General features: G+C 70.0%; 16 protein-coding genes and 17 tRNA genes. 27 read left to right on the top strand and 6 right to left on the bottom strand.

Features of this window, described 5'->3' with window-relative positions; genetic code table 11:
• Window positions 1-6: 6 nt before the first annotated feature.
• Both ACVTJA_RS10720 and ACVTJA_RS10715 read left to right on the top strand, forming a co-directional pair.
• On the top strand, window positions 7-1,368 hold the full coding sequence (locus tag ACVTJA_RS10720; protein ID WP_465836114.1) for a hypothetical protein: 1,362 nt from the start codon (window positions 7-9) through the stop codon (window positions 1,366-1,368).
• Window positions 1,369-1,550: 182 nt separating this feature from the next.
• Window positions 1,551-2,669 (top strand): hypothetical protein, encoded by a 1,119-nt coding sequence (locus tag ACVTJA_RS10715; protein WP_465836112.1) that lies wholly within the window; start codon window positions 1,551-1,553, stop codon window positions 2,667-2,669.
• Window positions 2,670-2,675: 6 nt separating this feature from the next.
• Here the strand turns inward: ACVTJA_RS10715 and ACVTJA_RS10710 are convergent, their stop codons facing one another.
• On the bottom strand, window positions 2,676-3,512 hold the full coding sequence (locus ACVTJA_RS10710; RefSeq protein ID WP_465836111.1) for a phytochelatin synthase family protein: 837 nt from the start codon (window positions 3,510-3,512) through the stop codon (window positions 2,676-2,678).
• 293 nt (window positions 3,513-3,805) lie between these two features.
• Here ACVTJA_RS10710 and ACVTJA_RS10705 point away from each other — a divergent pair, with 293 nt between their 5' ends.
• The 4 genes from ACVTJA_RS10705 (at window position 3,806) to ACVTJA_RS10690 (ending at window position 7,581) form a co-directional block, all read left to right on the top strand.
• Window positions 3,806-5,140, top strand: a complete 1,335-nt coding sequence (locus ACVTJA_RS10705) for a reverse transcriptase family protein (protein ID WP_465836109.1) — start codon at window positions 3,806-3,808, stop codon at window positions 5,138-5,140.
• 113 nt (window positions 5,141-5,253) lie between these two features.
• A complete protein-coding gene (locus ACVTJA_RS10700) occupies window positions 5,254-6,558 on the top strand; it encodes a S8 family peptidase (RefSeq protein ID WP_465836107.1) in 1,305 nt (434 codons plus the stop codon).
• Window positions 6,559-6,741: 183 nt separating this feature from the next.
• Window positions 6,742-6,990, top strand: a complete 249-nt coding sequence (locus ACVTJA_RS10695; protein ID WP_465836106.1) for a hypothetical protein — start codon at window positions 6,742-6,744, stop codon at window positions 6,988-6,990.
• A 9-nt stretch (window positions 6,991-6,999) separates the two neighbouring features.
• Window positions 7,000-7,581 (top strand): HesA/MoeB/ThiF family protein, encoded by a 582-nt coding sequence (locus tag ACVTJA_RS10690; protein WP_465836104.1) that lies wholly within the window; start codon window positions 7,000-7,002, stop codon window positions 7,579-7,581.
• Between the two features lie 50 nt (window positions 7,582-7,631).
• On the opposite strand, the gene ACVTJA_RS10685 is transcribed toward ACVTJA_RS10690, so the two are convergent.
• From ACVTJA_RS10685 to ACVTJA_RS10670, 4 genes are all read right to left on the bottom strand, one after another.
• Complete coding sequence (locus ACVTJA_RS10685; protein ID WP_465836102.1) at window positions 7,632-7,862, bottom strand: hypothetical protein; 231 nt, start codon at window positions 7,860-7,862, stop codon at window positions 7,632-7,634.
• Window positions 7,863-7,888: 26 nt separating this feature from the next.
• Window positions 7,889-8,305 (bottom strand): nucleoside diphosphate kinase regulator, encoded by a 417-nt coding sequence (gene rnk / locus ACVTJA_RS10680; RefSeq protein WP_465836100.1) that lies wholly within the window; start codon window positions 8,303-8,305, stop codon window positions 7,889-7,891.
• 362 nt (window positions 8,306-8,667) lie between these two features.
• A complete protein-coding gene (locus ACVTJA_RS10675) occupies window positions 8,668-10,446 on the bottom strand; it encodes an SLC13 family permease (protein WP_465836098.1) in 1,779 nt (592 codons plus the stop codon).
• Between the two features lie 41 nt (window positions 10,447-10,487).
• Window positions 10,488-12,194 (bottom strand): HAD family hydrolase, encoded by a 1,707-nt coding sequence (locus ACVTJA_RS10670; RefSeq protein ID WP_465836096.1) that lies wholly within the window; start codon window positions 12,192-12,194, stop codon window positions 10,488-10,490.
• Window positions 12,195-12,617: 423 nt separating this feature from the next.
• Between ACVTJA_RS10670 and ACVTJA_RS10665 the strand changes: the two genes are divergently transcribed.
• The 21 genes from ACVTJA_RS10665 to ACVTJA_RS10565 all read left to right on the top strand — a co-directional run bounded on the left by ACVTJA_RS10665 (window position 12,618) and on the right by ACVTJA_RS10565 (window position 19,404).
• Window positions 12,618-12,782, top strand: a complete 165-nt coding sequence (locus ACVTJA_RS10665) for a hypothetical protein (RefSeq protein WP_465836094.1) — start codon at window positions 12,618-12,620, stop codon at window positions 12,780-12,782.
• 98 nt (window positions 12,783-12,880) lie between these two features.
• A tRNA-Tyr gene (locus tag ACVTJA_RS10660) sits at window positions 12,881-12,967 on the top strand.
• Window positions 12,968-12,992: 25 nt separating this feature from the next.
• Window positions 12,993-13,067: transfer RNA gene (locus ACVTJA_RS10655), tRNA-Pro, on the top strand.
• A 21-nt stretch (window positions 13,068-13,088) separates the two neighbouring features.
• Window positions 13,089-13,159: transfer RNA gene (locus ACVTJA_RS10650), tRNA-Ile, on the top strand.
• Between the two features lie 8 nt (window positions 13,160-13,167).
• A tRNA-His gene (locus tag ACVTJA_RS10645) sits at window positions 13,168-13,239 on the top strand.
• A 74-nt stretch (window positions 13,240-13,313) separates the two neighbouring features.
• A tRNA-Lys gene (locus tag ACVTJA_RS10640) sits at window positions 13,314-13,384 on the top strand.
• A gap of 5 nt (window positions 13,385-13,389) precedes the next feature.
• A tRNA-Gly gene (locus ACVTJA_RS10635) sits at window positions 13,390-13,460 on the top strand.
• 7 nt (window positions 13,461-13,467) lie between these two features.
• Window positions 13,468-13,539: transfer RNA gene (locus ACVTJA_RS10630), tRNA-Gln, on the top strand.
• A gap of 21 nt (window positions 13,540-13,560) precedes the next feature.
• Window positions 13,561-13,632 (top strand) — tRNA-Asn (locus ACVTJA_RS10625).
• A gap of 9 nt (window positions 13,633-13,641) precedes the next feature.
• Window positions 13,642-13,711 (top strand) — tRNA-Cys (locus ACVTJA_RS10620).
• Window positions 13,712-13,732: 21 nt separating this feature from the next.
• A tRNA-Phe gene (locus ACVTJA_RS10615) sits at window positions 13,733-13,805 on the top strand.
• 130 nt (window positions 13,806-13,935) lie between these two features.
• Window positions 13,936-14,009: transfer RNA gene (locus tag ACVTJA_RS10610), tRNA-Thr, on the top strand.
• 25 nt (window positions 14,010-14,034) lie between these two features.
• Window positions 14,035-14,105 (top strand) — tRNA-Ala (locus tag ACVTJA_RS10605).
• A gap of 6 nt (window positions 14,106-14,111) precedes the next feature.
• Window positions 14,112-14,185, top strand: a tRNA-Arg gene (locus ACVTJA_RS10600).
• Between the two features lie 32 nt (window positions 14,186-14,217).
• Window positions 14,218-14,289, top strand: a tRNA-Met gene (locus ACVTJA_RS10595).
• 101 nt (window positions 14,290-14,390) lie between these two features.
• A tRNA-Leu gene (locus ACVTJA_RS10590) sits at window positions 14,391-14,464 on the top strand.
• A 58-nt stretch (window positions 14,465-14,522) separates the two neighbouring features.
• Window positions 14,523-14,596, top strand: a tRNA-Leu gene (locus tag ACVTJA_RS10585).
• Between the two features lie 22 nt (window positions 14,597-14,618).
• A complete protein-coding gene (locus ACVTJA_RS10580; protein WP_465836092.1) occupies window positions 14,619-15,161 on the top strand; it encodes an HNH endonuclease in 543 nt (180 codons plus the stop codon).
• A 262-nt stretch (window positions 15,162-15,423) separates the two neighbouring features.
• A tRNA-Ser gene (locus ACVTJA_RS10575) sits at window positions 15,424-15,508 on the top strand.
• A 244-nt stretch (window positions 15,509-15,752) separates the two neighbouring features.
• Complete coding sequence (locus tag ACVTJA_RS10570; protein ID WP_465836090.1) at window positions 15,753-16,361, top strand: cytochrome C; 609 nt, start codon at window positions 15,753-15,755, stop codon at window positions 16,359-16,361.
• A 220-nt stretch (window positions 16,362-16,581) separates the two neighbouring features.
• Window positions 16,582-19,404: an AAA family ATPase gene (locus ACVTJA_RS10565; protein WP_465836088.1), complete on the top strand. Its 2,823-nt coding sequence runs from the start codon at window positions 16,582-16,584 to the stop codon at window positions 19,402-19,404.
• 65 nt (window positions 19,405-19,469) lie between these two features.
• Here the strand turns inward: ACVTJA_RS10565 and ACVTJA_RS10560 are convergent, their stop codons facing one another.
• Window positions 19,470-24,893 (bottom strand): CARDB domain-containing protein, encoded by a 5,424-nt coding sequence (locus ACVTJA_RS10560; protein ID WP_465836086.1) that lies wholly within the window; start codon window positions 24,891-24,893, stop codon window positions 19,470-19,472.
• Between the last annotated feature and the right edge of the window lie 66 nt (window positions 24,894-24,959).

The following is a 24,959-nucleotide window of genomic DNA, read 5'->3' as shown; positions in this document are numbered from 1 at the left end:
CCTCGAATGAAGCCGGTGGAGCGGCCCTGGTGGAAGCGGCGCTGGGCACGAATGATTGCGCTGGCCACGTTGGTGCTCGTGGCCGGATGGTTCCTCTCACGCGAGCTGCCGGCGCCGGCGGCTCCGGCTTCCGAGGCGGCCAGTCGGGCCTCGGAGCCCGAGCGCCTCTCCCCTGCTCCACCGCCCGTGCCCGCCCAGCCACCGCCCACGGTGGCGGTGGCCACGCCGCCGGCTGCGCCGGTGCCTCCGCCCATCATCGACAAGGTGACGGTGGAGAAGCAGGAGGTGTGCTCCGGCGAGGACAACCTCATCAGCGTCCGGGCGCACTCGCCGGATGGGAATGACGCGTATCTGCACTCCACCATCGGCACGGGCACGGGCATGAGCGTGCCCCTGCGCGTGTGGCTGGAGCCGGATGGGACGTATGCGCAGCCCGTGGTGACGGTGTTCGGCAAGGACAACGTGGCCACGACGGTGCCGGTGCCTCGCTACACGGTGAAGTCCTGCGAGCCCGAGCGACTGGTGGAGGTGCTCTCCCGGCGCCTGCCCAATGCCGACGAGGACTACGAGTTCCTCGCCCGCATCGTCGAGCTGCCCCGGCGGGACGCGGCGCCTCGCACGCCCTTCGCTCCGGTGAAGTACGTGTGGACCTTCGACGGCGCGCCCGCGGTGACGACGACGGCTCCGGTCGTGACGCACACGTTGAGCGGTCCGGGCACGCAGCCCTGGGCCATGTACCTCCAGCACCTCGTGAAGGTGGACGTGTTCGACGCGAAGGGGCGGAAGCTGACGGGGCGCTCGTCCATGCAGGTGCTCAACACGTCCTTCGAGAACTTCGACAAGAAGGGCGTCGTCACGCTGCTGGCACGCGGCACTCCGCGCTTCCCGGAGATGGGGGAGGATGGCGTGGTCCGGCAGACGTTCCGGCTGTATCACCAGTGGAAGGGGCTGGTGCGCCTGGAGCGCGTGACACTCCTTCGAGCCCACGTGCCGGAGAAGGGCGCGCCGCCGCTGCCGGAGGACGCGTCCGAGGTGTCCTTGGGCATGGACGTCATCCCCGAGGGCCCGGGCGTGGACGTGAAGGTGTCGCTGGACACGAAGGCCGAGCCGGATGTGGCCATCGTCACCTACGCGCTGGAGGGGAACACGCTGGACGGGCACCCAGCGCGGGGGACGTTCTCCGTGATGCGGCCGCCGCCACGGCCGACGAAGGAGAACAGCACGCCCATCACCGACCCGGTGCTGATGGCGAAGGTGAAGCGGGCTCGCGAGCTGCTGGGGCAGCAGTTCGTCACCGATGAGGACCTCTGGCGGCTGGAGCGTGAAGGTCGCTTCAACGACCTCAAGGTCCAGCGCGAGACGCCCTGAGCGACGGCGGCCGGAACGAACGTTCCTTCCGGGATGGGCTCTCCGGCCGCCCACCCTCCTGGAACGACCGTTCCTTCCGGCGCCGGGACCGATGAGCGCCCGGTCTGCCCCGGATGCCTGGGGCCGTGGTGACGTCTCCTCGTATGTCCGGAGCCTCGTCTTCACTCGGTCGCTGGCGGTCGTTGCTCCCGCTCCTGATGTTGTGCTGCACCCTGCCGGTCGCCGCACGCGCGGAGGAGCCTCCGGCAGACGGAGGAGTCACCGCGCCCGGCTCGTCACCGGAGCTCACGACCGACTCGCTGCCCCAGGACTCGCTGGAGGCGCTGGAGCAGCGCATCCTCGGCAAGGGCTGCGAGCCGAAGCTGCTCGGCGACTCACGCCGACGCTTCGTCGAGGCGCAGCTCCTCTGCGATGCGCACCTGTCCTTCATCCTCGTCCAGGCCACCCTGGACGGGCACCCGGTTCCGGACACGCGGCGCCGGCTGAAGGCCCTGCTGGCGGATGCGCTCTCACGGGCCCAGAAGCCCTTCAGCGCCTCGGGCGGCAAGCCCGTCGCGGGACATTCACTCCCGAGCAGCGTGCTCTACCGGGGCTATGTGCTGCTGATGCTCGCGGGCATGGAGCGCGCGGGGCTCGCGGATGCGGAGTCCACCGCCCTCTTCGACGCACTGGCCGCGCAGCTCGTGGAGTCGCTCTCGCAACAGCTCCTGCTGCCCAGCTTCGGCAGCTCCATCTGGCCCTGTGACAGCGCACCGGCGGCAGCGGGCCTGCTGCTGCACGGACGGCTCCGAAACAGCGCCGAGTCACGGGCCGCGGGCGAACGGCTCGTCGCACGCCTCGTCGAGCTCGCGAAGCTGCCCACCGGCTTCCCCACCCGGGTGGACGCGAAGGGACGCCTGGTGGAGCCCACGCAACGCGCCACCACGCTCGCATGGACAGGCGCCTTCCTGGCCATGGCCTCGCATCCCGAGGCACGGCGCTTCACCGCCACGCTGGTGGACAACTACTGCGCCCATCCCGCCGGGAGCGCCCTGCCCCTCGCCGCCTGCCGCGAGTGGCCGCGCGGTGTGAAGGGACGGGAAGACGCCGCCAGCGGTCCGCTCGTCTTCGGAGGCTACTCCGTGGGCGCGAGCGCCCTGGCCATCGCAGCCACCCGTCTCTCCGGCGAGCACGGGCAATGGCATGCACACCTGCTCAACGCGGCCAGGGAGATGGGCATCCGCGCCACGCTGGAGCAGCCTCGCAAGCAGCCCCTGGAAGCCGCGCTCTACTGGTGGGGCACCACCGTGCGCCCGTGGTAGCGCGGACTACGGCGTGTCGCGCGCCAGGGCGGCCTTGCCCTCCTTCACCAGCAGGTAGCCGCGATTCTCCTGCCCATCCTGCGTGCGCATGGACGCGAACAGCGCCGAGGCCTTCACCCACACCCAGCGCTGGTCCGTGGCATTCACATCCATGACGAGGAACGAGTCGGACTTCGCGTCATACGCCGCCAGTGGGGAGATGTGCCCGCTGCCCTGCTGTCCCAGCGTGGGCCGGAAGTAGTTGATGATGACGTAGTCGCCCTCCGTCTTGAGGTTGCGCTTCAGCTCCTCACGGGCGGCCGAGTCCTTCAGCGCGTCGTCCAGGATGCGCAGCTTCACGTCCAGCCCCTGCGCCGCGAGCATCCCCGCGAGCTGCCGGAGCTGGATTCCGGCGTCGGACTTCGCGCCCTCGCCACGCGGCTGGCCGAAGACCTCGGCGCGCGTCTTCACCTCGCGTACCTTCTCGTCGAAGAAGTTGTTCTGCGTGTAGCGGTGGAAGAGCGGGTCGAAGTCCGGGGGCAGTTGCGCGCGGTCCTCGGCGGACACGAGCAACGGGTCCTGTGGCTTCTCCACCGCATCGCTCCCCATGCGCACGGTGTTGAGCACGATGACGGAGGAGGTGGGGCCGCAGAAGGCCTTGTTGCCCTGCGACTCGAACTGGTTGGCCAGGTGGAAGAAGTCCACCTTGTAGCGGCTGCGCTCGAGGCGCTTGATGGACTCGGGGGCCGTGAAGGTGACGAGGACCGGGGCCGCGGGCCGGGTCCCCCGGGCGGGAGCCGTCATCGGCGCGAGGGCGGCGAGCCCACCGCCGAGCACGAGCAGCGTGGTGCGGAGCATCTTCATGGAAGCAGTACCTGCGAGTGTGCGCACGGCGCACAGACACGAAGCCTGCCACGAGCGCGGACACGGTGAAAATCCGCCGCCGGGTGCTACCTTCCGCGCCGTGCGGCGGTGGGCCTCAATTCGAAGGGTGACGCAGTCGTCTTCGGGCGGCGAGTCCCCTCTCCGGGGTTACCCCGGGGATGCCGTTGGATGCCGAGCTTCACATCACATGCCCGGCGGTGCGCGTTGCGCACGACTGGGCACGTAGGACAGGACAGGATGGGGTCCGCCGCCGCACACCCTCCTCTGACTCGATGACGAAGCCCGTTCACACCGTCGCCCGTGGACTCGCCAGCGCGCTCCTCGCGGGCGCGTGGACCCCCAGCGCCATGCACGAGCGCGCCGCCACGGCGCTCGGGCAGCACCCACAGTGGCTCACCGGCGTCCTGCGCAATGTCCGGCGCGGCTTCCACCGCCCACCCGTGGACGCACCCGACCTGCTGGCCCGGTACATCGCCCGCCTGCCCTCCTTCCGGAAGGGCGTGGCCAATCCGGACCCTCGCCCGCGCATCCGCCACTGGCTCGTCGCTCCCACCGCCATGGGGCGCATGCGCTTCCCCGTGCCTGCCCTGCCCACCACGGGTGAGCTCGCGGCATGGCTCGGCCTGTCCGACGCGGACCTGGACTGGCTCGCGGACCGCAAGGGCTTCGGCCGGACCGCGCGTGACTCGCGCCTGCTTCACTACCAGTGGCGCTGGGTACCCAAGCGCACCGGCGGCGTGCGGCTCCTGGAGTCTCCCAAGGCCCGCCTCAAGGCGCTCCAGCGGCAGGTGCTCCACGCCATCCTGGACGTCATTCCTCCCCACGCGTCCGCTCATGCCTTCCAGCAGGGCCGCTCCGTCGTCACCTTCGCCGCGCCCCACGTGGGCCAGCGCGTGCTGCTGCGCATGGACCTGGAGGACTTCTTCACCTCCATCTCCGCCGGCCGCGTGTACAGCCTCTTCCGCGCCGCGGGCTACCCGGAGGCCGTGTCGAGCACCCTCGCCTCGCTCTGCACCCACCGCCTGCCCCTCCTCGCGCTGCGCGACCTGCCGCCCCCCGCCTCCGCCGAGGACATCGACGCCCACTGGCGCGCACGGGTCCGCCTCTCCGAGCCGCACCTGCCGCAGGGCGCGCCCACCTCGCCCGCGCTCGCCAACCTGTGTGCCTTCGGGCTCGACGTGCGCCTGTCCGCGCTCGCCGGGTCCATGGGCGCGCGCTACTCGCGCTACGCGGATGACCTCGTCTTCTCCGGTGACGACGGTTTCTCCCAAGCCGTGGAGCGCTTCCGTCATCGCGTGGAGGACATCATCCGCGACGAGGGCTTCGTGCCCCACCCGCGCAAGACGCGCGTGCTGCGCCAGAGCGTCCGGCAGCAGGTGGCCGGTGTCGTGGTCAACGCGCGCCCCAATGTCTCGCGCGTCGACTTCGATACACTCAAGGCCATCCTCACCAACTGCGTGCGTCACGGCCCCTCGACGCAAAAACATACAGGTCATCCTGACTTCCAGGCGCACCTGCAGGGCCGTGTCGCGTGGGTGGCGTCACTGCACCCACAGCGCGGCGCCCGCCTGCGCTCGCTCTTCGAGCGCATCGACTGGGCTCGCTGAGCATGCCTGTTCATTGACGGACCGCTGTCTCATCCCCGAGGGTCAAATCAGGGATAAACCGCATTTAGCGTCGATTCGTTTCACCCGGACAACTCCTTTCCCGTGGGTGAAACATGATTCGAAACATCGTGAAGTGGACGCTCACCGTGGGCGCGCTGGTGTTCCTGGGTGGTTGCGCGTCGCAGCAGGTGCCGTGCAGGGACCCGGCCGCGAAGCAGCTCACGCTGAAGCAGCAGCGCACCGGGAAGTTCCTCACCGCGAGCAAGAAGGTGCCCGGTGAGTACATCGTCGTGCTGAAGGCGCCGGAGCAGAGCCTGACGGCGATGGCGGTGACGCAGGCCACGCAGAGCCTCACCGCGAAGTACGGCGGCAGCCCCTTCGCCGTGTACGAGCACGCGCTGCGCGGCTTCGCCGGAAAGATGTCCGAGGCCCAGGCGCGCGCCATGGCCAATGACCCGGCGGTGGACTACGTGCAGGAGAACGGCGTCGTCTCCATCAAGGAGAGCCAGCCGCGTCCCACGTGGGGCATCGACCGCGTGGACCAGCGCGACCTGCCGCTGGACAAGCTCTACATGTACAACGCCACCGGCCTGGGCGTGCACGTGTACATCCTCGACACCGGCGTGCGCTTCTCGCACCGCGAGTTCGGCGGACGGGCCCAGCGCGGCTTCGACGCCATCGGCGACAGCATGAAGGGCGATGACTGCAACGGCCACGGCACGCACGTGTCCGGCACCGTGGCGGGTGGCACGTACGGATTGGCGAAGAACGCCACCCTCTACTCCGTGCGCGTGCTCGGCTGCGACGGCTCGGGCTCCATCTCCGGCGTCATCTCCGGCATCGACTGGGTGACGAAGAACCACCAGTCCCCCGCTGTCGCCAACATGAGCCTCGGCGGCTCCGCGGACCAGGCGCTCGATGACGCGGTCGCCCGCTCCATCGCCTCGGGTGTCACCTACGTCGTCGCGGCGGGCAACGAGGACGCGGATGCGTGCAAGCACTCTCCCGCGCGCACGCCGGCCGCCATCACCGTGGCCGCCACCGACGACGGGGACCGGCGCGCGTCCTTCTCCAACTGGGGTGACTGCGTGGACGTCTTCGCGCCGGGCAACAAGATCACCTCCTCGTGGCACTACGGCGACAAGGAGACGCGCGTCCTCAGCGGCACGTCCATGGCGTCGCCCCACGTGACGGGCGTGGTCGCCCTCTACCTGGAGCTCAACCCCAAGGCCACGCCGGAGGAAATCACCACCGCGATGATGACCAACTTCAGCACCGACAAGGTGGCCAACCCCGGCTGGTGCTCGCCCAACCGGATGGCGTACTCGGGCTTCATCGGCGCCGTGCCCCTGCTCCCCACCGTGATGCAGGAGCGCATCCAGGCACCGGCGCCCGTCAGTGATGGCACCCCGCGGTAACCCCTCCCACGCGGAGGTGCTCCAGGCAGCCCGGCTCCCCGCCTACGGGAGTCGGGCTGTCTGCTTTGCGGGCCCTGGCGCCCGGAAACGTCAGGAAGCCCGCTCCGCCCGCGTCCCGGCGACAGTGCCCGGCCGGCCGCGCTCTTCGCGTCCCACCCCGGGTGTGAGGAGGCACGAGGAGCCATGGCGACGCTCAACATCACCTATGACGGGATGTCCGCGGACGTGCCGGTGGAGCTGGACCGGCCGGTGTCGGACTCGGACGTGCGGCGCATCGCCGCGGAGCTGGTGCGCTCCGGCGGAGTTCCCGGGCTGCACCTGTCCACCCTCCGCGAGGACGCGTTCCAGCACTACGTGGTGGACCGCTTCCGCGGCGCGCGCGGCGACGAGCGCATCTACCTGCGTCCCAAGGTGCCCTTCGGCGCCCGCTGAGGTGAAGCCATGCGCATCATCTTCTGTGGCGTGGGGGCCATCGGCTCCTCGGCGGCGGTGCTGTGCCGCAACCTGGAGGCTCAGCTCGCCTTCATCGACTTCGACCGGGTGGAGTCCAAGAACCTGCTCGCGCAGGCGTACGTGAAGCCCTCGGTGGGGAAGAACAAGGCCGAGGCCCTCAAGCTGCAGCTCCTCAACCTGCACGGAGTGAAGGCCGAGTCCTTCGGCGTGCGCCTCACCCGCGACAACGTGGAGGCGCTGTGCGGCGGCGGTGACTTGCTGGTGGACTGCTTCGACAACCAGGACAGCCGCCTGCTGCTCAGCGAGTACTCGCGCAGGGCGGGCAAGCCGCTGGTGCACGGCGCGGTGAGCGCGGACGGCACCTTCGGCCTCGTGCGCTGGGACGAGCGCTTCACCCCGGACGCCGAGGACACGGCGGGCCAGGACACCTGCGAGGGCGGCGCGCACCTGCCGCTGTTGGGCCTGCTGGCCGCGACGCTCGCCCGCGCCGTGCAGGACTTCGTGAAGCGCGGCGTGAAGCGCGATGCGCTGGTGAACCTGACGGCCGTCCTTCCCACCGCCGGTGTCTGAAGGCTGACGAGGCCCCGGAGCTCGCGCGCTCAGGGGCCTCGCCCCCCTGCCTACTCCAACGTCCGCAGGAGGGCCTGGGCCAGCCGCCGCACGGCGTAGCCCTCGAAGTCATCGACGGGGTCGAGGCTCGAGGGGAACACCTCGAGGAGGCTTCCCAGGAGCAGCTTCGCGCGGCGCTGGCGCTCCTCGCGTCCAGGCGTGCCCTCCACGACTCGTGCCTCCCCGTCCTCCTCGAGGAGGAGCGAGGTGTGGAGCAGGTGCTGCCAGCGGTCCTCTCGCATGGAGTGGCTCCCGGGCTCGGACGCGCTCACAGGTGGAAGTGTCCCGCGGCTTCGGGCTGGTAGGGCACGGCCACCACTCGCAGCCGGCGCTTGCGTCCACCCGGCACCTCCAGTTCCACGCGCTGCCCCGCCGACAGGCCCAGCAGGGCGACTCCCACGGGCGCGAGCACCGAGACACGGCCGGGTGTCCCCTGCGCGTCCTTGGGGTAGCTGAGCGTCACCTGCTGGAACTCGCCCTTCCCCTCGTCCTCGAAGAGGACGGTGCTGTTCATCGTCACGAGGCTCGCGGGCGCCGCCTCGGGATGGGTGACGAGCGCCTTCGAGAGCTTCCACTCCAGCGCTTCGACGGACTCGGGATGGGAGGTCTCTCCGTGGAGGTCGAGCACGCGCTGCAGGCGCTCCAGGTCGAGCTCGGTGACAGCAACCGTGTGGGGTGTATGCATGGGGACCTTCGAGAATGACGGTGATGGATGAGATGACACCGCCGGCCGGAAGGCACACGTGTGCCATGCCGCCGACGGCCAGGGGCGATGGAGGGCTCAGAGGGGAATGGGAGGATGGGGACGCCGCACGCTAGGAAAGGCGTGAGGCGTCCATCCCAAGCCAGGCAGTGGCCCGGCCGTGCGCGAGCATGACCCGGCCGCCCGCGCCCTGGCGGGTTCCAACGCTCATCAGGGCTGACGGCACGCGGGTCATGACGGCAGTTTAATACATACGCCGATGCCATCTGGCAACGTGCCGTGAGCGCACGGCGTCCAATCCCATACGCATCCACACCGGCCCCGGGCCGTCAGGCCACCAACGCCTACAGGGGCCACACCCACGGAACGAGCAGCACGAGGGCTGCGAGCATCACCGCGGTGAGCGGCCCTCCAAGCCGGAGGAAGTCGCTGAAGCGGTAACGCCCCGGTCCGTAGACGAGCATGCAGCTCGGCTCGAGGGGCGTGAGGAACGAGCACGAGGCCGCGAGCGCAATCCCCATGGCGAAGGCACGGGGCTCCACGCCCAGCCCCGCCGCCGCGCTCAGCCCCACCGGCAGCACGACGAGCGCCGCGGCCTGGTTGCTCATCGGGATGGAAAGAACCACCGTCAGCACCATCAGGCACAGCAGCACCAGCCGCGGGCCGCCCAGCTCGGCGAGCCCCGCCGCGAAGCCGCCGAGCCACGCTCCCGCCCCGCTCTTCTCCATGGCGAGCCCGAGCGCCATCATCGAGCCGATGAGCAGCACCACCCGCCAGTCGATGCGGAAGACGAGCCTCGCGTCCAGGCACCCAGTGAGGACCATGCACAACACGCCGGCCACTCCGGCGAGCGCCAGGGGGAGCGCACCGCTCGAGCCCAGCACGAGCGCGGCGGTGAAGATGAGGCCGCAGAGCAGGGCCCGCGAGCGGCGCGGGAGCGGCAGGAAGCCCACGTCCGGAATCAGGAGCAGCGCGGGAGTATCCACCAGTGCATGCAGCCGCTCGCGAGGGCCCGCGAGCAGCAGGGCGTCTCCCGGCTGAAGCCGCACGTTGCGCAGCGAGCCCGCCTCTCGCGCATGCGGAGAGCCGTGGAGAGACGGGTGGCGGTGGATGGCCAGCAGACGGACGCCGAAGCGCCGCGAGAAGCCCACGTCGCCCACCCGGGTTCCCGAAAGCCCGCTCGCAGGCTGCACGATGGCCTCGGCCAGCACGGGCTCCGGCCCGCGCCGCGCCGACCGCAGCTCCAGGTCGTGCGCCGTCACCAGACCGCGCACCTGGCCCGTGCGGAGGATGTCGCGACGCCGCCCGCTGAGCAGCAGCCGGTCCCCTGGCGCGAGGACGACGTCCGGCTCCGGAGCTCGCGCGGAGTCTGACTGCGTGAGCGACACCACCTCCAACCCCAGGCGGCGCTCGAGCCAGCCCAGCCTCCTGCCGACGAGCCGGGAGCCATGGGGAACCCCGGCCTCGGTGAGGAACAGACGGCTCCGCTCGCCGTCCGCCTCCGTACCCGAGCGAGCGGGGAGGAGCCGGGGCGCGAGGAAGACGACCAGCACGATGCCCAGCAGCGCCAGGGGAACGCCCACCGGTGTCAGCTCGACGAGACCGATGGGCCCGAAGCCGAGGTCCTCCAGACGCGCGGAGACCACCAGGTTGGTGGAGGTGCCGTAGAGAAAGCCCATCCCGCCCAGCATGGAGGCAAAGGCGAGCGGCATGAGGACCCGACCGCGGTGCATGCCCACCGCCGCCGCCCCGCGCAGGACGACCGGCAGGAAGGCCGCCGTCGTCACCGTGTTCGAGACCACCAGGGAGAATGTCGCGACCACGAACATCACTCCCACCAGGAAGCCCCTCGGCCCGAGCCGGCCCAGGTGGGAGAGCCAGCTGCCGGCCCGGTGCATCACCCCCGAGGAGGCCAGCCCCTCCGTCATCGCGAGCAGCGCGAAGATGAAGATGACCGTCTCGTTGGAGAACCCGGCGAAGGCCTCCGCCGGAGTCAGCACGCCCGTGAGCCCCAGCAGGCAGACCACGGCCAGCGAGGTGACCTCGAGCGGGATTCGCTCGACGGAGAAGAGGGCGATGGTCGCCAGCACGATGGCCAGCACGAGCAGGATGTCCGTCGACATGAGCCCCTCCTGGGGGATTCAGGGCGCCCCGCGGGCCCGGTTCAGGCCGCCAGCGCGTAGTGGTGTGCAATGGCGCCGCGGACCTCGCGGCGACTGTCGGCCGCGGGCAGGTCGTAGCGGCGCTCGATGGCCGCGACCTTCCGGGCGAGTGCGTCTTCGTGCAGGGCGTCCCGAATCCAGCGCGAGATGTCTCCGTGCCAGAGATGGAAGAGCCAGGTGTCGTCGTCCACCCGCGCTGCCTGATGGCAGAAGGCACGCAGGTTGTGGGCTCGCACGTCGCCCTGCCCCTGGTGGCCCCGGAAGATGAAGCCGCGAGCCCCCAGGTCCCCCTCCACGTGCTCGGGAACCCGGCGAAGGCGCTCGGCCCGGCGCGGTGGTGCCCTGAGCCGCATCGGCCAGCGCTCCTCGGTGATGAACCACGCGAGCACCGCGTCCTCCGCTCCCGCGGACAGGGGCAGGTGCAACGCCGTCTCATCGAGCGCCCGGGCCACCTGATGGATGGCCCGCCCGGGCACCGGCCCCACCCCCACCGCGACATCCATCTGCTCGAGGATGGGACGCGCCAACGCCTCCGCGTCCTCTACCCGCAGGAGCGTCTCACGCAGCCTCGGCGCGTCGCTCGGGGCCACCTCCGCGCGGGCGGGCCACAGCCGCTCCGCGCCGTCGATGATGAGCCAGTGGGGCCGCCCCGTCCGCAGTCGCATCCCCTCGAGCGCCCGGAGCAGCTCGCGGAAGAAGCCGGGCTGCGCCCCGGGCAGCAGCGCGGAGAGATTCACCACGGGCTTCACTGCGGGCGCCGTCAGGGCGGCCATCACCTGCGACACGGTGGGGGCCTGCAGCCGGCCGCCCAGCTTCACCATGTCCTCGCGCGGCTCGAAGCCGCCAAGGCAGTCGATGACGCAGGGCTGGTACCCCCTCTGGAGGAGGCGTCCGAGGAACCCCTGGAGGTAGCTGTCCCCCTCGGCTCCGCGCGGCCCGGCCACGAGCAGGTTTTCACCGTAGGGCGGAATGCCCACGCATTCGCCCGTGCTGGCGTACCCGAGGGTCAGCGCATCCCGGGGCGTCCACGCCCGCGCGGTCTGGAGGTCGTGCTGCACCAACTCCTCGACGAGCTCGGCCACGCCCTCGCCCGCCGCGCCCCGCGTGGTGAAGGCCGCCCGCTCCTGGATAGCCGGCAGGGCGTTGGCGACGGCCACCGCGCACTCGCTCACGCTCAGCAGTGAGTGGTCACTGGCGCCACACCCCAGGCTGACCACCTCATGCACGGACATCCCGAGCGACAGCAGGGCCTCACGCAGTCCCTCTCCCTTGTTGATGCCCGGGGGCACGGCGAGGGCCCGCTCTCCGGCGAAGATGACCTGGAGCTCGAGGCCCAGCTCGCCGACGGCCTCGACCAACGCGCCGGCGTGGGCACGCGGGGCGTAGACCACCGCCTGACCGCGCACGAGCGGGCCGACGCCACGCTGGACCAGCGCGCGAACGAAGGCCTCGGGGACCGGGCGGCAGAGGGAGGTGCTCTCGCGGCGCGCGGGCCAGTGGAGGAGCGCGCCGTTCTCCGCGACGACGCAGTCGAAGGGCTCCAGGGAGGAGAAGACCGGGACGAGGTCCGCGAGCCTCCGGGAGGTGACCAGGACGACGCGGCGCCCGGTGCCGCGCAGGCGCGCGAGGGCCTTCAGCGCGGCCGCATCCGCACGGCCGCCAATGGCGAGGGTTCCATCCAGATTCAGGGCAAGGGCCAGGTAGCGCATGGTGTCCTCTGGGGCAGGAGGGAGGGGGAATGCTTGGAGAAAGCTTGAATCACGCGTGGGATGGGAGCTCCCACGGCGCGAGGCGCGGCCCGGGCTCCGGCATGCGGGGAGGCAAGCGCCTCCACCCATCAACGAGCGCGAGACACCTCTACGCGCGAGGTGTCCCGGCGCGTGAGCGGAGCCAGGCGGCGGCCCTGTGGCGGACGCACGAACGAAGGCGCGGCCCTGCCCGGAGGGTACGGTCCTTCCCCTGGGCTGGCAGCGGCAACGTGCGCATCTCGACCTCCATCCTGGCAACTCCCCCTGTACGACCCTTCTTCCCCACCAGAGCGCTCGCCGCCTCCCCTGCTCCCGCGAAGAAATCACCTCGTTGTCAGGGATGAATTTCCGCCGCGTCAATTCCCCATGAAAGGAGCGGTGGCCATGAAGACGACGACCCGGAAGAGCAGCCCGACGATGTCCCAGAATTCCAACAACAGCCTCTGGCACGGCATCTCTGTCCTCCCGTGCATCCATCAGGCCGCCGCCCCCAGCATTCTCGTGGGAAGCTTTTTGTATCGCGGCTACGACAGGCCCGACTCCTGCTGACGCTCCCGTCGTGTCATCTCCGACACGCGAAGCCACGCAGAGGCCGGGCTCCCCAAAGGGACCCCGGCCTCTCGGCTTTTGGGCTCCCGACTCCTTCCGGGGACGTAGAGCGCTAGAGAAGACGCGTCGGCCTGTAGAGCCGGAGCCCCTCGAGGGCCCGCTGGGTGCAACTCCCAGCGTCCCCATCACCGCAGCATCGCAGCACCACTCCTGGGTGTAGCTCAGTCTGGCCAGAGCGCACGGTTCGGGTCCGTGAGGCCGCAGGTTCAAATCCTGTCACCCAGATACAGCAGCAAATGCAGTTCACGGGGTATGGCTCAAAGGTAGAGCACCCGCTTGATAAGCGGGCGGTCCCGGTTCGACTCCGGGTGCCCCGACACCATGTTGGCCAAAGGCGAATGGTGAGCCACCGGGATGTGACCCCGGGGAAGAGGGTTCGATTCCCTCTGGTCAACCAGCAGCAGCTCTCTGACAACTGAATCGCAGTGGTGAAAGCACGCCGCCCGCTCTCTTCAGGGGCGGCACGCAAACACCTCCGTAGCTCAACGGCTGAGCACCCGGCTCTTACCCGGGCGGTGAGGGTTCGAATCCCTCCGGAGGTACTCACGCGGGTGTCGTCCAGCGGCAGGACTTCGGTCTCCCATACCGAGGACACGGGTTCGAATCCCGTCACCCGCTTTCACATACCAGGGTGGTCAAACGGCTACGACGGTGGATTCTGACTCCATAAGTGCAGGTTCGATTCCTGCCCCTGGTTCTCGCAGCAAAAGCAGCACATTCCCTGGTAGCTCAATGGCAGAGCACGCGGCTGTTAACCGCGGAGTTGAAGGTTCGAGTCCTTCCCAGGGAGCTGATTCATGGCCTGTTCCGCCCGGGGCGGCAGCGGTCTGCAAAACCGTTTGGGGCGGGTTCAATTCCCGCACAGGCCTCTCTGTTTCACAGAAGCACATGCCGGTCTGGCGTAGGTGGTCCGCGCGCCTGTCTGAAGCACAGGAGGACTCGGTTCGATTCCGGGGGCCGGTACTGAAGCACCGCAGCAAGTAGCACCGCAGCACGCAGCATGCAGTCCTTTATAGGCCGCGCTCCGGATTGAGCAGCATCGACTCCAAATCGAAGCCAGCGGGGATCAACACCCCGGCGGCCTGTTCCAAACGCTCCTGTAGCTCAGATGGTAGCAGCACCGGTTTCGTAAACCGGGGGTCGTCGGTTCGAGCCCGACCGGGAGCACTGTCGCACCGCAGTCCGCATCAATGGGGCCATGGCTCAATGGGAGAGCGCTCGGCTTGCACCCGAGATGTCCGGGTTCGAATCCCGGTGGTTCCACTTCACGCCTCTGTAGCTCAGTGGATGAGAGCGCACGGCTCCGAACCGTGAGGCCGCAGGTTCAATTCCTGCCAGAGGCATCTGTCACACCACGCTTCAACAACACCTTTCATGCGGAGTGGGACCGGACGTCCCACTGGGCCTCATAAGCCTGGGTCGCAGGGTTCGACTCCCTGCTCCGCAACTCTTCATGCACGCCGAGCCAGCTGGAGACGGCGACGGTCCCACACACCGTATCTGCCGGGTTCGATCCCCGGGGCGTGCACTCTCTTTCAGCAGTCCCATGCCGGGATAGCCCAATCGGTAGAGGCACCAGGTCGAGAACCTGGCGAGTGCGGGTTCGACTCCCGCTCCCGGCACATGCAGTCGCAGTGAGCAGCAGTGCAGCAATGGGGTCAGAGGAAGCTCCCGAAGCACGTCCGCGTAGCCCAACTGGGAGAGGCCGCCGGCTCAAACCCGGCCGAGTGCGAGTTCGAATCTCGCCGTGGACAACAATCCGAAAGGCGCCGTGTCATGGAGACGCTGGTACTGAGTCAGTCCTACGAGCCCGTCGCGCGGATTTCCTGGCAGCGCGCGGTGATGTTGATCTTCCAGGGCAAGGTCGAGGTGGTCGAGGAGTACGAGGACCGCTTCGTGCGCTCGGTGACGGTGGCGGTCCGCATGCCCTCCGTCATCCGCTTCATCCGCGGGCTGCGCAAGGGCCCCAAGGGCGTGAAGTTCAGCCGCGAGAACGTGTACCTGCGCGACAACTGCCGCTGCCAGTACTGCGGCGTGAAGGTGTCGCGGCCCGAGGCCACGTACGACCACGTCCTCCCCCGCGCGCAGGGCGGCAAGACGTGCTGGGAGAACGTCGTCATCGCCTGCGTGCCCTGCAACCAGAAGAAGGGTAACCGCACGCCCGAGGTCGCGAAGATGGCGCTGCGGAGCAAGCCGGCGAAGCCGAAGAAGCTGCCGGACACGATGCACCTGACCTTCCTGTTCGAGAAGGGCATGCCCGTGTCGTGGGCCAAGTTCCTGGGTGACATGGCGTACTGGCACGTGGAGCTGCAGGAGTAGTGAGGCCACGGAATGAAGGGAGGCCACCAGAGGTGGCTTCCGCCCCCGCACCGTCCCGGGACGGTGCACGAAGGGGGTAGGAGGTACCACCAGAGGTGGGCCTCCCGCTCCGTGAAACCTCCCCGCGCGCCGGCAGGCGGGAACGCTGCTGCCGGCACTTTTCATCTGGGAGGTCGACGCCGGAGGCCGGCGGCCCGTTTCGAAAACGGTGCGAGCGCACTGCGCTTGGGGTTCGAGTCCCCTGCCTTCCGCTGTCCTTTCTGGAGCATGCGGGCCGGGTGGCCGGCCGCCTGGCTGGAGACCAGGAGAGCCCTTTGGGGCTCGTGGTTCGACTCCACCTTGCTCCGTCTTTTCTTCATGGAAGTTGGACTGGCGATGGCGCCAGGCCCCGCTGCTACCGGGTGCGAGCCGGACTTCCGGCTTGAGGTTCGAGTCCTCCGACTTCCGCTCTCCCTGCCCCAGGGGGCCATGTCCCGCGTCGCCTGTGCACCGGGTGACTCGGGCCCCACACCAACACGCAGCATGGCCGCCGGACGCGTCGTCCTTACCTCCCCGCCACCGGGACACCCGGTGCTGGGAAAGGACGCGCACATGAAGCACTTTCGGTTGGGCCACTGGGCGGCGGCGGGGCTGGGCTTCCTCACCGTCACGGCGGGAATCGCGCTGGGCTGCGGGTCGGGCTCCTCGTCGGACACGCCCAAGGACCAGCAGCAGACGCAGGACCCGGTGGGGGCCGAGGACCGAGAGCGCATCGAGATGGGGCTGACGCTCTCCCCCGTCCCCGTCAACCTGACGGGGCTGGACAGGGACCTGGCGGGCCTGGGCAGCTACATCGTCAACGCGCAGTCCGCGTGCAATGACTGCCACACCAACCCGCCCTTTGCTCCCGGGGGCAATCCCTTCCTGGGCGAGCCGGAGCAGATCAACACCCCCCACTTCCTGGCGGGCGGGCGGCCCTTCCCCCCGGGCGTCGTGTCTCCCAACCTCACACCCGACGCGCAGGGGCTGCCCGCGGGCCTCACCTTCGAGGCGTTCCTCAACCTCATGCGCACCGGCCGCGAGCCGAGCGGCGCCATCCTCCAGGTGATGCCGTGGCACATCTACGGGAAGATGCGGGACGCGGACCTGCGGGCCGTCTACGAATACCTGCGGGCCATTCCCCCGGCCCAGCCCGGAACGACGCCCGCCCCGGCGCCCTGAGAGCGGCCGCTCGCCGCCCGGCCCCGGCCGTCCGACATCAATGGCGCTCCTCCCGGGCGTCGTCCAGAGCCGATGGCGCCCCTTCCGGGTGCCATCCAGGGGCCGTTCACGCCCTTTCGGGAACCCTTCGGCGCCCGCGAGTGTCCTCTCGGGATTGCGCGCTCACCACGGCGGTTCAGCAAGGTTAGAGTGCGCAACCGGCGAGGGGGCGTCTGACGACATGGCGACGAGGAAGAGCGAGGACCAGGAACGGCTCATCGACCGCGACCTCACCGCGCTGGCGCGGGAGGGCAAGCTGCCGGCCGCCCACGGCGTTGACGCCGCCGTGACGGAGGTGCTCGGTCTGCTCACACGGGGCGGCAAGCACCCGCTGCTGGCGGGCGAGCCCGGTGTGGGCAAGAGCGCGCTCGTGCAGGAAGTGGCGCGCCGCATCGCGGAAGGGCGCGTGGACGCCGACCTGGCCCAGGGCCGGTTGGTGGAGGTGTCCGTCGCCAACATCCTCGCGCGCAGCACGCAGCGCCAGGCCGCGGAGAGCTTCGAGGAGCTTCTCGCGCGCCTGGGGCGGCACTCCTGCCCCATCGTCTACATCCGGGATTTGCCGGCGGCCCTCGGAGGCCCGCTGGCCCCGGTGGCCGTGCGGGCGCTGCGCACCGGCGGACTGCGATTCATCTTCGAGACCGAGCCCAAGCGCGTGCAGGAACTGCTGCGCTCGGACGAGGCCCTCGCCGAGCGGCTCCACCTGCTGCCCCTGCACGAGCCCCCGCTGGAGAAGGCCCGCTGGGTGCTGGGCCGCGTGGCGGAGGAGCTCGAGAAGGAATTGCGGCTGCCCATCGACCCGGCCGCGTGCGACCTCGCCCTGCGCCTGTCGGCCAAGTTCCTCCTCGCGCAGCGGATGCCGCGCAAGGCGATTGAGCTGCTCAAGGAGACGGCGGCGGAGGCCGCGGGCGCGGCGAAGGACCACGTCGGTCCCGAGGACGTGCTCACCCGCTTCTGTTCCGCCACGCGCCTGCCCCGCTTCGTGGTGGACGACGCGATGCCGCTGGATTTGGACGAGACGGAGCGCTTCTTCGGGGAGCGGCTGCTCGGCCAGACGGACGCGGTGGGCGCGGTGCTGCGCTCGGTGGCGCTGCTCAAGGCGGGCCTCAACGACCCGCGCCGCCCGCTGGGCGTGTTCCTCTTCGCGGGCCCCACGGGCGTGGGCAAGACGCAGCTCGCGAAGCTCCTGGCGGAGTACCTCTTCGGCTCGGCGGACAGGCTGGTGCGCCTGAACATGGCGGACTACCCCAACGACGGCGACGAGAGCGTCCCCTTCGGCGCGGCGTGGGCCCCGGCCCTGGAGACGCGACGCGGAGAATTGAGCGCGCTGTTGGACGGCAAGGTGTTCACCGTGCTGCTGCTCGACGAGTTCGAGAAGGCGGCGCGCAGCGTGCACGACCGCTTCCTGCAACTGTTCGACGAGGGCACCTTCGTCAACGGGGCGGGCGAGACGGTGTCGTGCAACAACACGCTCATCGTCGCCACGTCCAACGTGGGCGCGGAGGTGTACCGCGAGTCCGGCATGGGCTTCGTGGGCCACAAGCGCTCGGAGGAGATGGTGCTGGAGGTGGACCGCCGCATCGGCGAGGCCTTCCGTCCCGAGTTCCTCAACCGCTTCGACGCCATCTGTCACTTCCGGCCGCTGTCCAAGGTGGACATCCGCAAGATTGCGCAGCGCGAGGTGGGCCGCGTGCTGGAGCGCGAGGGCATCCGCGCGCGCTCGCTGGACGTGGAGGTGACACCGCAGGTGGTGGACCTGCTGGTGGAGCGCGGCTACTCGCCGCAGTTCGGCGCGCGCTACCTGCAGCGCGAAATCGAGAAGACGCTCACCGCGGCGCTCGCGGTGGAGATTGCGCGCAAGCCGCTGCCCCCCGGCACGCCGGTGCGGGTGGAGGCACGCCCCGGTGGCCGCGTGGTGGCCGTGGCCGAGCCCGCGCCGCCGACGCCCTCCCCCACCGCGCAGTTGCTGCTGCCGTCCGCGCGCGCGGCCCCGGTGAAGCGGCGGCTGGACCGCAAGTCGCTTCTCTTCGAGATGGACCGGCTGGTGGGCAAGACGCGCGCGCTGGCGGTGTCCTCGGGCCGGCCGGAGCTGGAGAACCGGCGCGCGGCGCTGCTGGCGGAGACGCAGGCGCCCAACCTCTGGGACGACCCCACGCGCGCGGCGGAGGTCATCCGCGCCTTCCGCGCGGTGGAGGCGCACCTCAACGAGTTGGAGCGGCTGGAGGCCGCGTGCCTCTTCGCGCGGCGGCTGGTGCGCGAGGCGAAGAACGAGGTGCAGCTCGCGTCCGCGGCGAAGCAGGTGGAGGACGTGGCGCGCGAGGTACAGATGGCCGAGGCGCTGCACGCGTCCGGAGCCACGCAGCAGGACAACGAGGCGCTGGTGGACATCTGCGCCAGCGACTCGGCGGAGGCGCAGGACGCGTGGGTGCAGGAGCTGGCCACCATGTACCTGGGCTGGGCGCAGCGGCGCGGCTACGAGGCCGTGGCGGTGGCCGAGGCGGAGGAGCCCGCGCGCGTGGTGGTGCGCATCGCCGGCCCGGGCGCGTATGGCTTCCTCGCCGGCGAGGCGGGCCTGCACCGGCGCCTGGAGGACGAGAAGCGCCAGCGCGCGTACGTGCGCGTGCACCGGGGCGGCACGCTGTCGGAAGACCTCATGGAGCTGCTGGACGTGCAGGGCCGTCCGGTGAAGAGCCACGAGGGCTCCTACCTGCAGCGCGTGCGCACGGAGGTGACGGTGAAGGACGAGTCCACCGGCCGCGTGCTCACCCTCACGGGCGCGGGCGAGCTGGACGAGCTGAAGGACATCGCCGCGCGAGTGGTGGCCGGACAGGGAGGCTCCACGGACGAGTGCCGCCGCTACTACGTGGGCCGCGGCGCCCGCGTGGAGGACCCGCGCACCGGCGCCGGCAGCCCGCGCGTGAAGGACGTGATGCGCGGCGAGCTGGACGTGTTCATCGCCGCGTGGATTTCCCGTCCGCCCGCGGAGCCCCCCGCCACGGGGAGCTGAAGCGGGCGTCGGGGCCGGGAAGGGCAGGAGCCACGCCGGGCTCCTGCCCCCCCGTGAGTGCTTCGCTACCAGGTCACCTCGAGAGCGAAGTCCGCCCGCGCGTTGTTGTCATCGCGCAGCTCGTACTCCGTGCGGTACGGGTCGACGTAGGCGCCCAGGGAGTAGCTCCCGGGCCCCTGCGCCGCGGGCGGCAGGTACGCCCCGGACTGGAAGGTGACCGTCTCGCACTGGCCCGGAGCCAGCGGGTTCAGCTGCATCATGCCCACGTCGCGCTGGTCCGTGGGAGACGGGTTCTGCCCCATGGGCGACAGCTCCGTGTCCGTGGAGATGTACAGCCCCACCGAGGACCCGTAGGCGCCCCCGGATGGCGTCGTGCCCTGGTTGCAGACCTTCACGGTGGCAGTGAAGGGGTCGCCGTTGCGCACGCTGGTGGGCGCGCTCACCTCGGTGACGACGAGGTCCGGCAGGTGGCCCACGCCGACGAGGTCGCCCGCGGTGATGTTGTTGTCCTCCCGCAGCTCGCTCACGAAGCGGTCCACGTCGATGATGGCGCCCAGGTAGAAGGCCCCATCCACCGGCGTGCTCGGCGGCGTGTTCGCGGAGGCCTGCACGTCGAGCGTCTGGCACTGCCCCGCCGCGAGCGGCTGCACGTCCACGGACCCCACCGGCACCTGGGTGGTCGACGGCATGGGCATGCCCGGCCCGGGCAGGGTCAGCGTCGCCTGCGTGGAGAGGTACACCTCCAGGCGTGCGTTGTTGAACCCGGTGCTCATCTCCGTGCCCTGGTTGCACACCTCCACCGAGGCCACGAAGGACTGGCCGGGCTTCGCGCTGGCCGGCCCGCTCACGTGGGTGACGACGAGGTCCGCCGCGTTGCCCACGCCCATGAGCCCGCCCACGGTAACGTTGTTGTCTTCGCGCAGCTCCTGCTCGGTGCGGTACGCGTCCACGACGGCCGCGAGGTGGAAGGCGGTGACGTCCTGCGCGCCCGGCGGCATGCTGGCGTACGCGGGCACGCTGAGCGTCACGCACTGGCCCGCGCCGAGCGGGTCCACGTTGACGCCGCCAATGAGCTGCTGGCCTTCCTGCGGGTACGGTGTCCCCTGCGCGGGGATGAGCACCGACTCCGTGACGGTCTGGTACAGGTCCAGGTGTGGCTGCGCGGGTGAGCCCATACCGGTGGCCTCCGTGCCCTGGTTGCAGACCTTCACCGTGGCCGTGAAGGAGTCTCCCGGCCGCACGCTGGCGGGGCCGCTCACCTCCGTGACGACGAGGTCCGCGCGACTGCCCACGCCGATGAGCCCGCCGACGAGGGCGTTGTTGTCCTCGCGCAGCTCCGGCACGGACGCGTACACGTCCACGATGGCGCCCAGGTAGAGGGCGGAGTCCCACTGCGCATTCGGAGGCAATGACGCGTACGCGGTCAGGGTGCGCGTGGAGCACTCACCCGGCTGCAGCGACGGCAGGCTCTCGGAGCCCACCACCCGCTGGTCCTCCGGGTACGGGCCTCCGCTCTGCGGGAACGAGAGCGCGTCATCCGTGGACAGGTACACCTCCAGCTGGGGCGACGTGCCGTAATAGAAGGCCTCCGTGCCCTGGTTGCACACCTTCGCCGTCACCGTGAAGGAGTCACCGGAACGCACGCTGGCGGGACCCTTCACCTCCGTCACCACGAGGTCCGAGGCGTAGCCCACGCCGATGAGTCCGCCGACGAACGTGTTGTTGTCCTCGCGCAGCTCCGGCACGGACGCGTACGCGTCCACGATGGCTCCGAGGTAGTACGCCCCGTCACCCGTGGCCTCCGGCGGCAGGTACGCATTGGCATTCACCTCGCGCGTTACGCACTGGCCCGCGCTCAGCGTCGGCAGGTCCACGGAGCCAATCATCCGCTGGTCCATGGGAGGCCCGCCGGGGCCGGACATCGGCGGAGGCGTAATCGTGGTGTCCAGGGAGAGGTAGAGCTCCACCGAAGCCCACGAGGAGTAGCTGCTCTCCGTGCCCTGGTTGCACACCTTCACGGCGGCCGCGAAGGAGTTCCCCTGGTGCACGCTCGCGGGCGCGCTGATGTGCGTCACCACGAGGTCCGGGCCGGAGCCCACGCCAATGGGGCCGCTGACGAACGTGTTGTTGTCCTCGCGCAGCTCCGGCGTGCTCCGCTGCGGGTCCACGATGGCACCCAGGTAGAAGACGCGCTGGTCCATGGCGTCCGGCGGAGTCGACGCGACGGCAGTCACGTCACGCGTCACGCACTGCCCGGCGCCCAGCGTCGGCAGGTCCAGGGTCGCAATCATCCGCTGGTCCGTCGGGTACGGGTTGGACGAGGGGAATGAGAGTTCCCGGTCCATGGACAGGTACAGCTCCACGCGGTTGTTGGACCAGCCGTTGGTGGGCTCCGTGCCCTGGTTGCAGACCTTCACCGTCGCCGTGAAGGCGTCGCTGAAGCGCACGTTGGCCGGAGCGCTCACCTGCGTCACCACCAGGTCCGAGAGGTAGCCCACGCCGATGAGGTCGCCCACGGTGACGTTGTTGTCCTCGCGCAGCTCCTGCTCGTTCTGCTGTGGGTCCACGGTGGCGACCAGGTAGAAGGCGCCCTCGCCCATCGCATCGGGAGGCGTGGCGCCGTACGCGTTCACCGACAGGTTCGTGCACTGACCCGCGGACAGATACGGAATCGACTGGCTGCCCACGAAGCGCTGGTCGCCCGGCATCGGCATGTATGGGCCCGACGTCCCCGGCAGCGTGAGCTCCTTGTCCATGGACAGGTACAGCTCCACCTGCGCGCCATACCAGCCGGTGCTCTGCGTACCCTGGTTGCAGACCTTCACCGTGGCGATGAACGAGTCCCCGCTGTGCACGCTGACCGGAGCGCTCACCTGCGTCACCACCAGGTCGGAGCGGTAGCCCACGCCGATGAGGCCGCCGACGAAGATGTTGTTGTCCTCGCGCAGCTCCTGCTCGTTCTGCTGCGGGTCCACGATGGCGGCCAGGTAGAAGGCGCCGTCGCCCATGGCATCGGGAGGCATGCCACCGTACGCATTCACCGCGCGCGTCACGCACTGGCCCTGGCTCAGCGAGGGAAGGTCCACGGAGCCAATCAGCCGCTGGTCCGAGGGCATCGGTGCGCCCGGGCCCGTCGTCGTGGGCGCCGTGAGCTCGCGGTCCATGGACAGGTACACATCCACGCGGTTGCCGTACCAGCCGCTGGTGGGCTGAGTGCCCTGGTTGCACACCGTCACGGAGGCCGTGAAGGAATCACCTCCCTGCACACTGGCCGGGCCGCTCACCGCCGTCACCACCAGGTCGGAGCGGTAGCCCACGCCCATCAGGTCTCCAATGAAGGCGTTGTTGTCCTCGCGCAGCTCGGGCTCGGCCTGGTACGCGTCCACGATGGCGCCCAGGTAGAAGGCGGCGTCAGCCGCGGAGTCCGGCGGCGCGTACGCGGTGGCATTCACCGTGCGGTCCGTGCACTGGCCGGCCTGCAAGGACGGCACGCTCACCGAGCCAATCATCCGCTGGTCCGTGGGCGGCCCACCGGAGCCCGCCATGGGCGGGGGCGTGAGCGTGGTGTCCATGGACAGGTACAGCTCCACCTGCGCCTGGTTGTACCAGCCGCTGGTGGCCTCCGTGCCCTGGTTGCACACGCGCACGGTGGCGAGGAAGGGACTGCCGTGATGCGCGCTCGCGGGAGCGCTGATGCGCGTCACCACGAGGTCGGGGCGGTAGCCCACGCCGATGAGTCCGCCCACGGTGATGTTGTTGTCCTCGCGGAGTTCGGGCTCGGCCTGGTAGGCGTCCACGATGGCGCCCAGGTAGAAGGCGCCGTCACCCATGGCAGCCGGCGGCACGGATGCGTAGGCATTCACGTCGCGCGTGATGCACTGACCCGCGCTCAGAGAAGGCAGGCTCAGCGTGCCGATGAGGCGCTGGTCCGAGGCCTGGGACGCGCCCGGGCCCGACAACTGGGGCGGCGTGAGCGTGGTGTCCATGGACAGGTACAGCTCCACCTGCGTCTGGCCATACCAGACACTGGTGGACTCGGTGCCCTGGTTGCAGACCGTCACCTTCGCCGTGAAGGAGTCACCGGAACGCACGCTGGTGGGACCGCTCACCTCCGTGACGACGAGGTCGGAGCGGTAGCCCACGCCGACGAGGCCGCCGATGAAGGTGTTGTTGTCCTCGCGCAGCTCGGGCTCGGACTGGTACGCGTCCACGATGGCGCCGAGGTAGTACGCCCCGTCGCCCTGGGCATCCGGCGGCAGCCACGCCGAGGCATTCACCGTGCGCGTCGCGCACTGCCCCGCGGACAGCCAGGGCACGTCCACTCCGCCCACCACCCGCTGGTCCGTGGGGGACTGCCCTCCAGGGCCCGGCTGCTGCGGGACGATGCTGTCGTCCACCGACAGGTACAGCTCCACCCACGAGTTGCCGTAGCTGCTGGAGCCCTCCGTGCCCTGGTTGCAGATCTTCACGGTCGCCGTGAAGGCATCGCCATGGTGCACGCTGACGGGGCCCTTCACCTCGGTGATGACGAGGTCCGCGCGATGGCCCACGCCGATGAGGCCGCTGACGGTGACGTTGTTGTCCTCGCGCAGCTCCTGCTCGGACTGGTACGCGTCCACGATGGCGCCCAGGTAGAGGGCACCGTCGCCCTGCGCGTCCGGTGGCGTGTACGCGGTGGCATTCACGTCGCGCGTCACGCACTGCCCCGCGTTCAGCGAAGGCAGACTGACGCTGCCCACCATCCGCTGGTCCGTCGGGGGCGGCGTCCCCGGCGTCGAGCCCGGGGCCGAGAGGACGTCATCCAGGGACAGGTACAGCTCCAGCGCCGACTGGCTGTAGTAGCTGGTGGCCTCGGTGCCCTGGTTGCACACGCGCACCCGGGCCGTGAAGGCATCGCCGGGACGCACGCTCTTGGGGGCGGTGATGTCCGTCACCACCAGGTCGGAGCGGTTGCCCACGCCCACCTTGCCGGCGACGAAGGCGTTGTTCGTCTCGTCCGCCTCGGTCAGCGCCTGGTTCGGGTCGATGATGGCGCCCAGGTAGAAGGCGCCGTCGCCCTGCGCGGCCTGCGGCAGGTACGCGGTGGCCTGTACCGTCTGGACGCTGCACTGTCCCGGGTCCAGCGGCGGCACCTGGACGAAGCCCACGCTCTGCTGGTCCGTCGGGTACGGACCTCCGCTCGGCGGGAGCGAGAGCGAGTCATCCAGGGACAGGTACAGCTCGAGGGAAATCCAGCTGTAGTAGGTGGTCGCCGGGTCCGTGCCCTGGTTGCACACCTTGACGGTGGCCGTGAAGGCCTGGCCACTCCGGAGGCTCGGAGGGGCGTGCACCTCCGTCACCACCAGGTCCGGGCCGTACTGCTCCAGCGCGCTCGTTTGGGTATGGGGGGCGGGTTGCTGCGTGGGAGGATTCGAGCCTCCACATCCCACGAGCCAACCCATCGCGAGCCACAGGGACGTGGCTCTCGTTACAGGCATCAGCCTTTGCATGAAGTCTCCTGCCGTGACGGCATCCGGAGCTCGCCGACGTGGGCGGGCCCTCAGCCGGATGCACGC

The organism is Pyxidicoccus sp. M6 (assembly GCF_055568925.1).
Note: the sequence above shows the minus strand (reverse complement) of the source record. Positions and strands in the feature narration are given on the sequence as shown.

Bases quoted from the DNA above. Each gene is read 5' to 3' on its own strand.
- ACVTJA_RS10720 (WP_465836114.1), top strand. From the start codon at position 7: ATGAAGCCGGTGGAGCGGCCCTGGTGGAAGCGGCGCTGGGCACGAATG.
- ACVTJA_RS10710 (WP_465836111.1), bottom strand. From the start codon at position 3,512: ATGAAGATGCTCCGCACCACGCTGCTCGTGCTCGGCGGTGGGCTCGCC.
- ACVTJA_RS10705 (WP_465836109.1), top strand. From the start codon at position 3,806: ATGACGAAGCCCGTTCACACCGTCGCCCGTGGACTCGCCAGCGCGCTC.
- ACVTJA_RS10700 (WP_465836107.1), top strand. From the start codon at position 5,254: ATGATTCGAAACATCGTGAAGTGGACGCTCACCGTGGGCGCGCTGGTG.
- ACVTJA_RS10695 (WP_465836106.1), top strand. From the start codon at position 6,742: ATGGCGACGCTCAACATCACCTATGACGGGATGTCCGCGGACGTGCCG.
- ACVTJA_RS10690 (WP_465836104.1), top strand. From the start codon at position 7,000: ATGCGCATCATCTTCTGTGGCGTGGGGGCCATCGGCTCCTCGGCGGCG.
- ACVTJA_RS10685 (WP_465836102.1), bottom strand. From the start codon at position 7,862: ATGCGAGAGGACCGCTGGCAGCACCTGCTCCACACCTCGCTCCTCCTC.
- rnk (WP_465836100.1), bottom strand. From the start codon at position 8,305: ATGCATACACCCCACACGGTTGCTGTCACCGAGCTCGACCTGGAGCGC.
- ACVTJA_RS10675 (WP_465836098.1), bottom strand. From the start codon at position 10,446: ATGTCGACGGACATCCTGCTCGTGCTGGCCATCGTGCTGGCGACCATC.
- ACVTJA_RS10670 (WP_465836096.1), bottom strand. From the start codon at position 12,194: ATGCGCTACCTGGCCCTTGCCCTGAATCTGGATGGAACCCTCGCCATT.
- ACVTJA_RS10665 (WP_465836094.1), top strand. From the start codon at position 12,618: ATGAAGACGACGACCCGGAAGAGCAGCCCGACGATGTCCCAGAATTCC.
- ACVTJA_RS10580 (WP_465836092.1), top strand. From the start codon at position 14,619: ATGGAGACGCTGGTACTGAGTCAGTCCTACGAGCCCGTCGCGCGGATT.
- ACVTJA_RS10570 (WP_465836090.1), top strand. From the start codon at position 15,753: ATGAAGCACTTTCGGTTGGGCCACTGGGCGGCGGCGGGGCTGGGCTTC.
- ACVTJA_RS10565 (WP_465836088.1), top strand. From the start codon at position 16,582: ATGGCGACGAGGAAGAGCGAGGACCAGGAACGGCTCATCGACCGCGAC.
- ACVTJA_RS10560 (WP_465836086.1), bottom strand. From the start codon at position 24,893: ATGCAAAGGCTGATGCCTGTAACGAGAGCCACGTCCCTGTGGCTCGCG.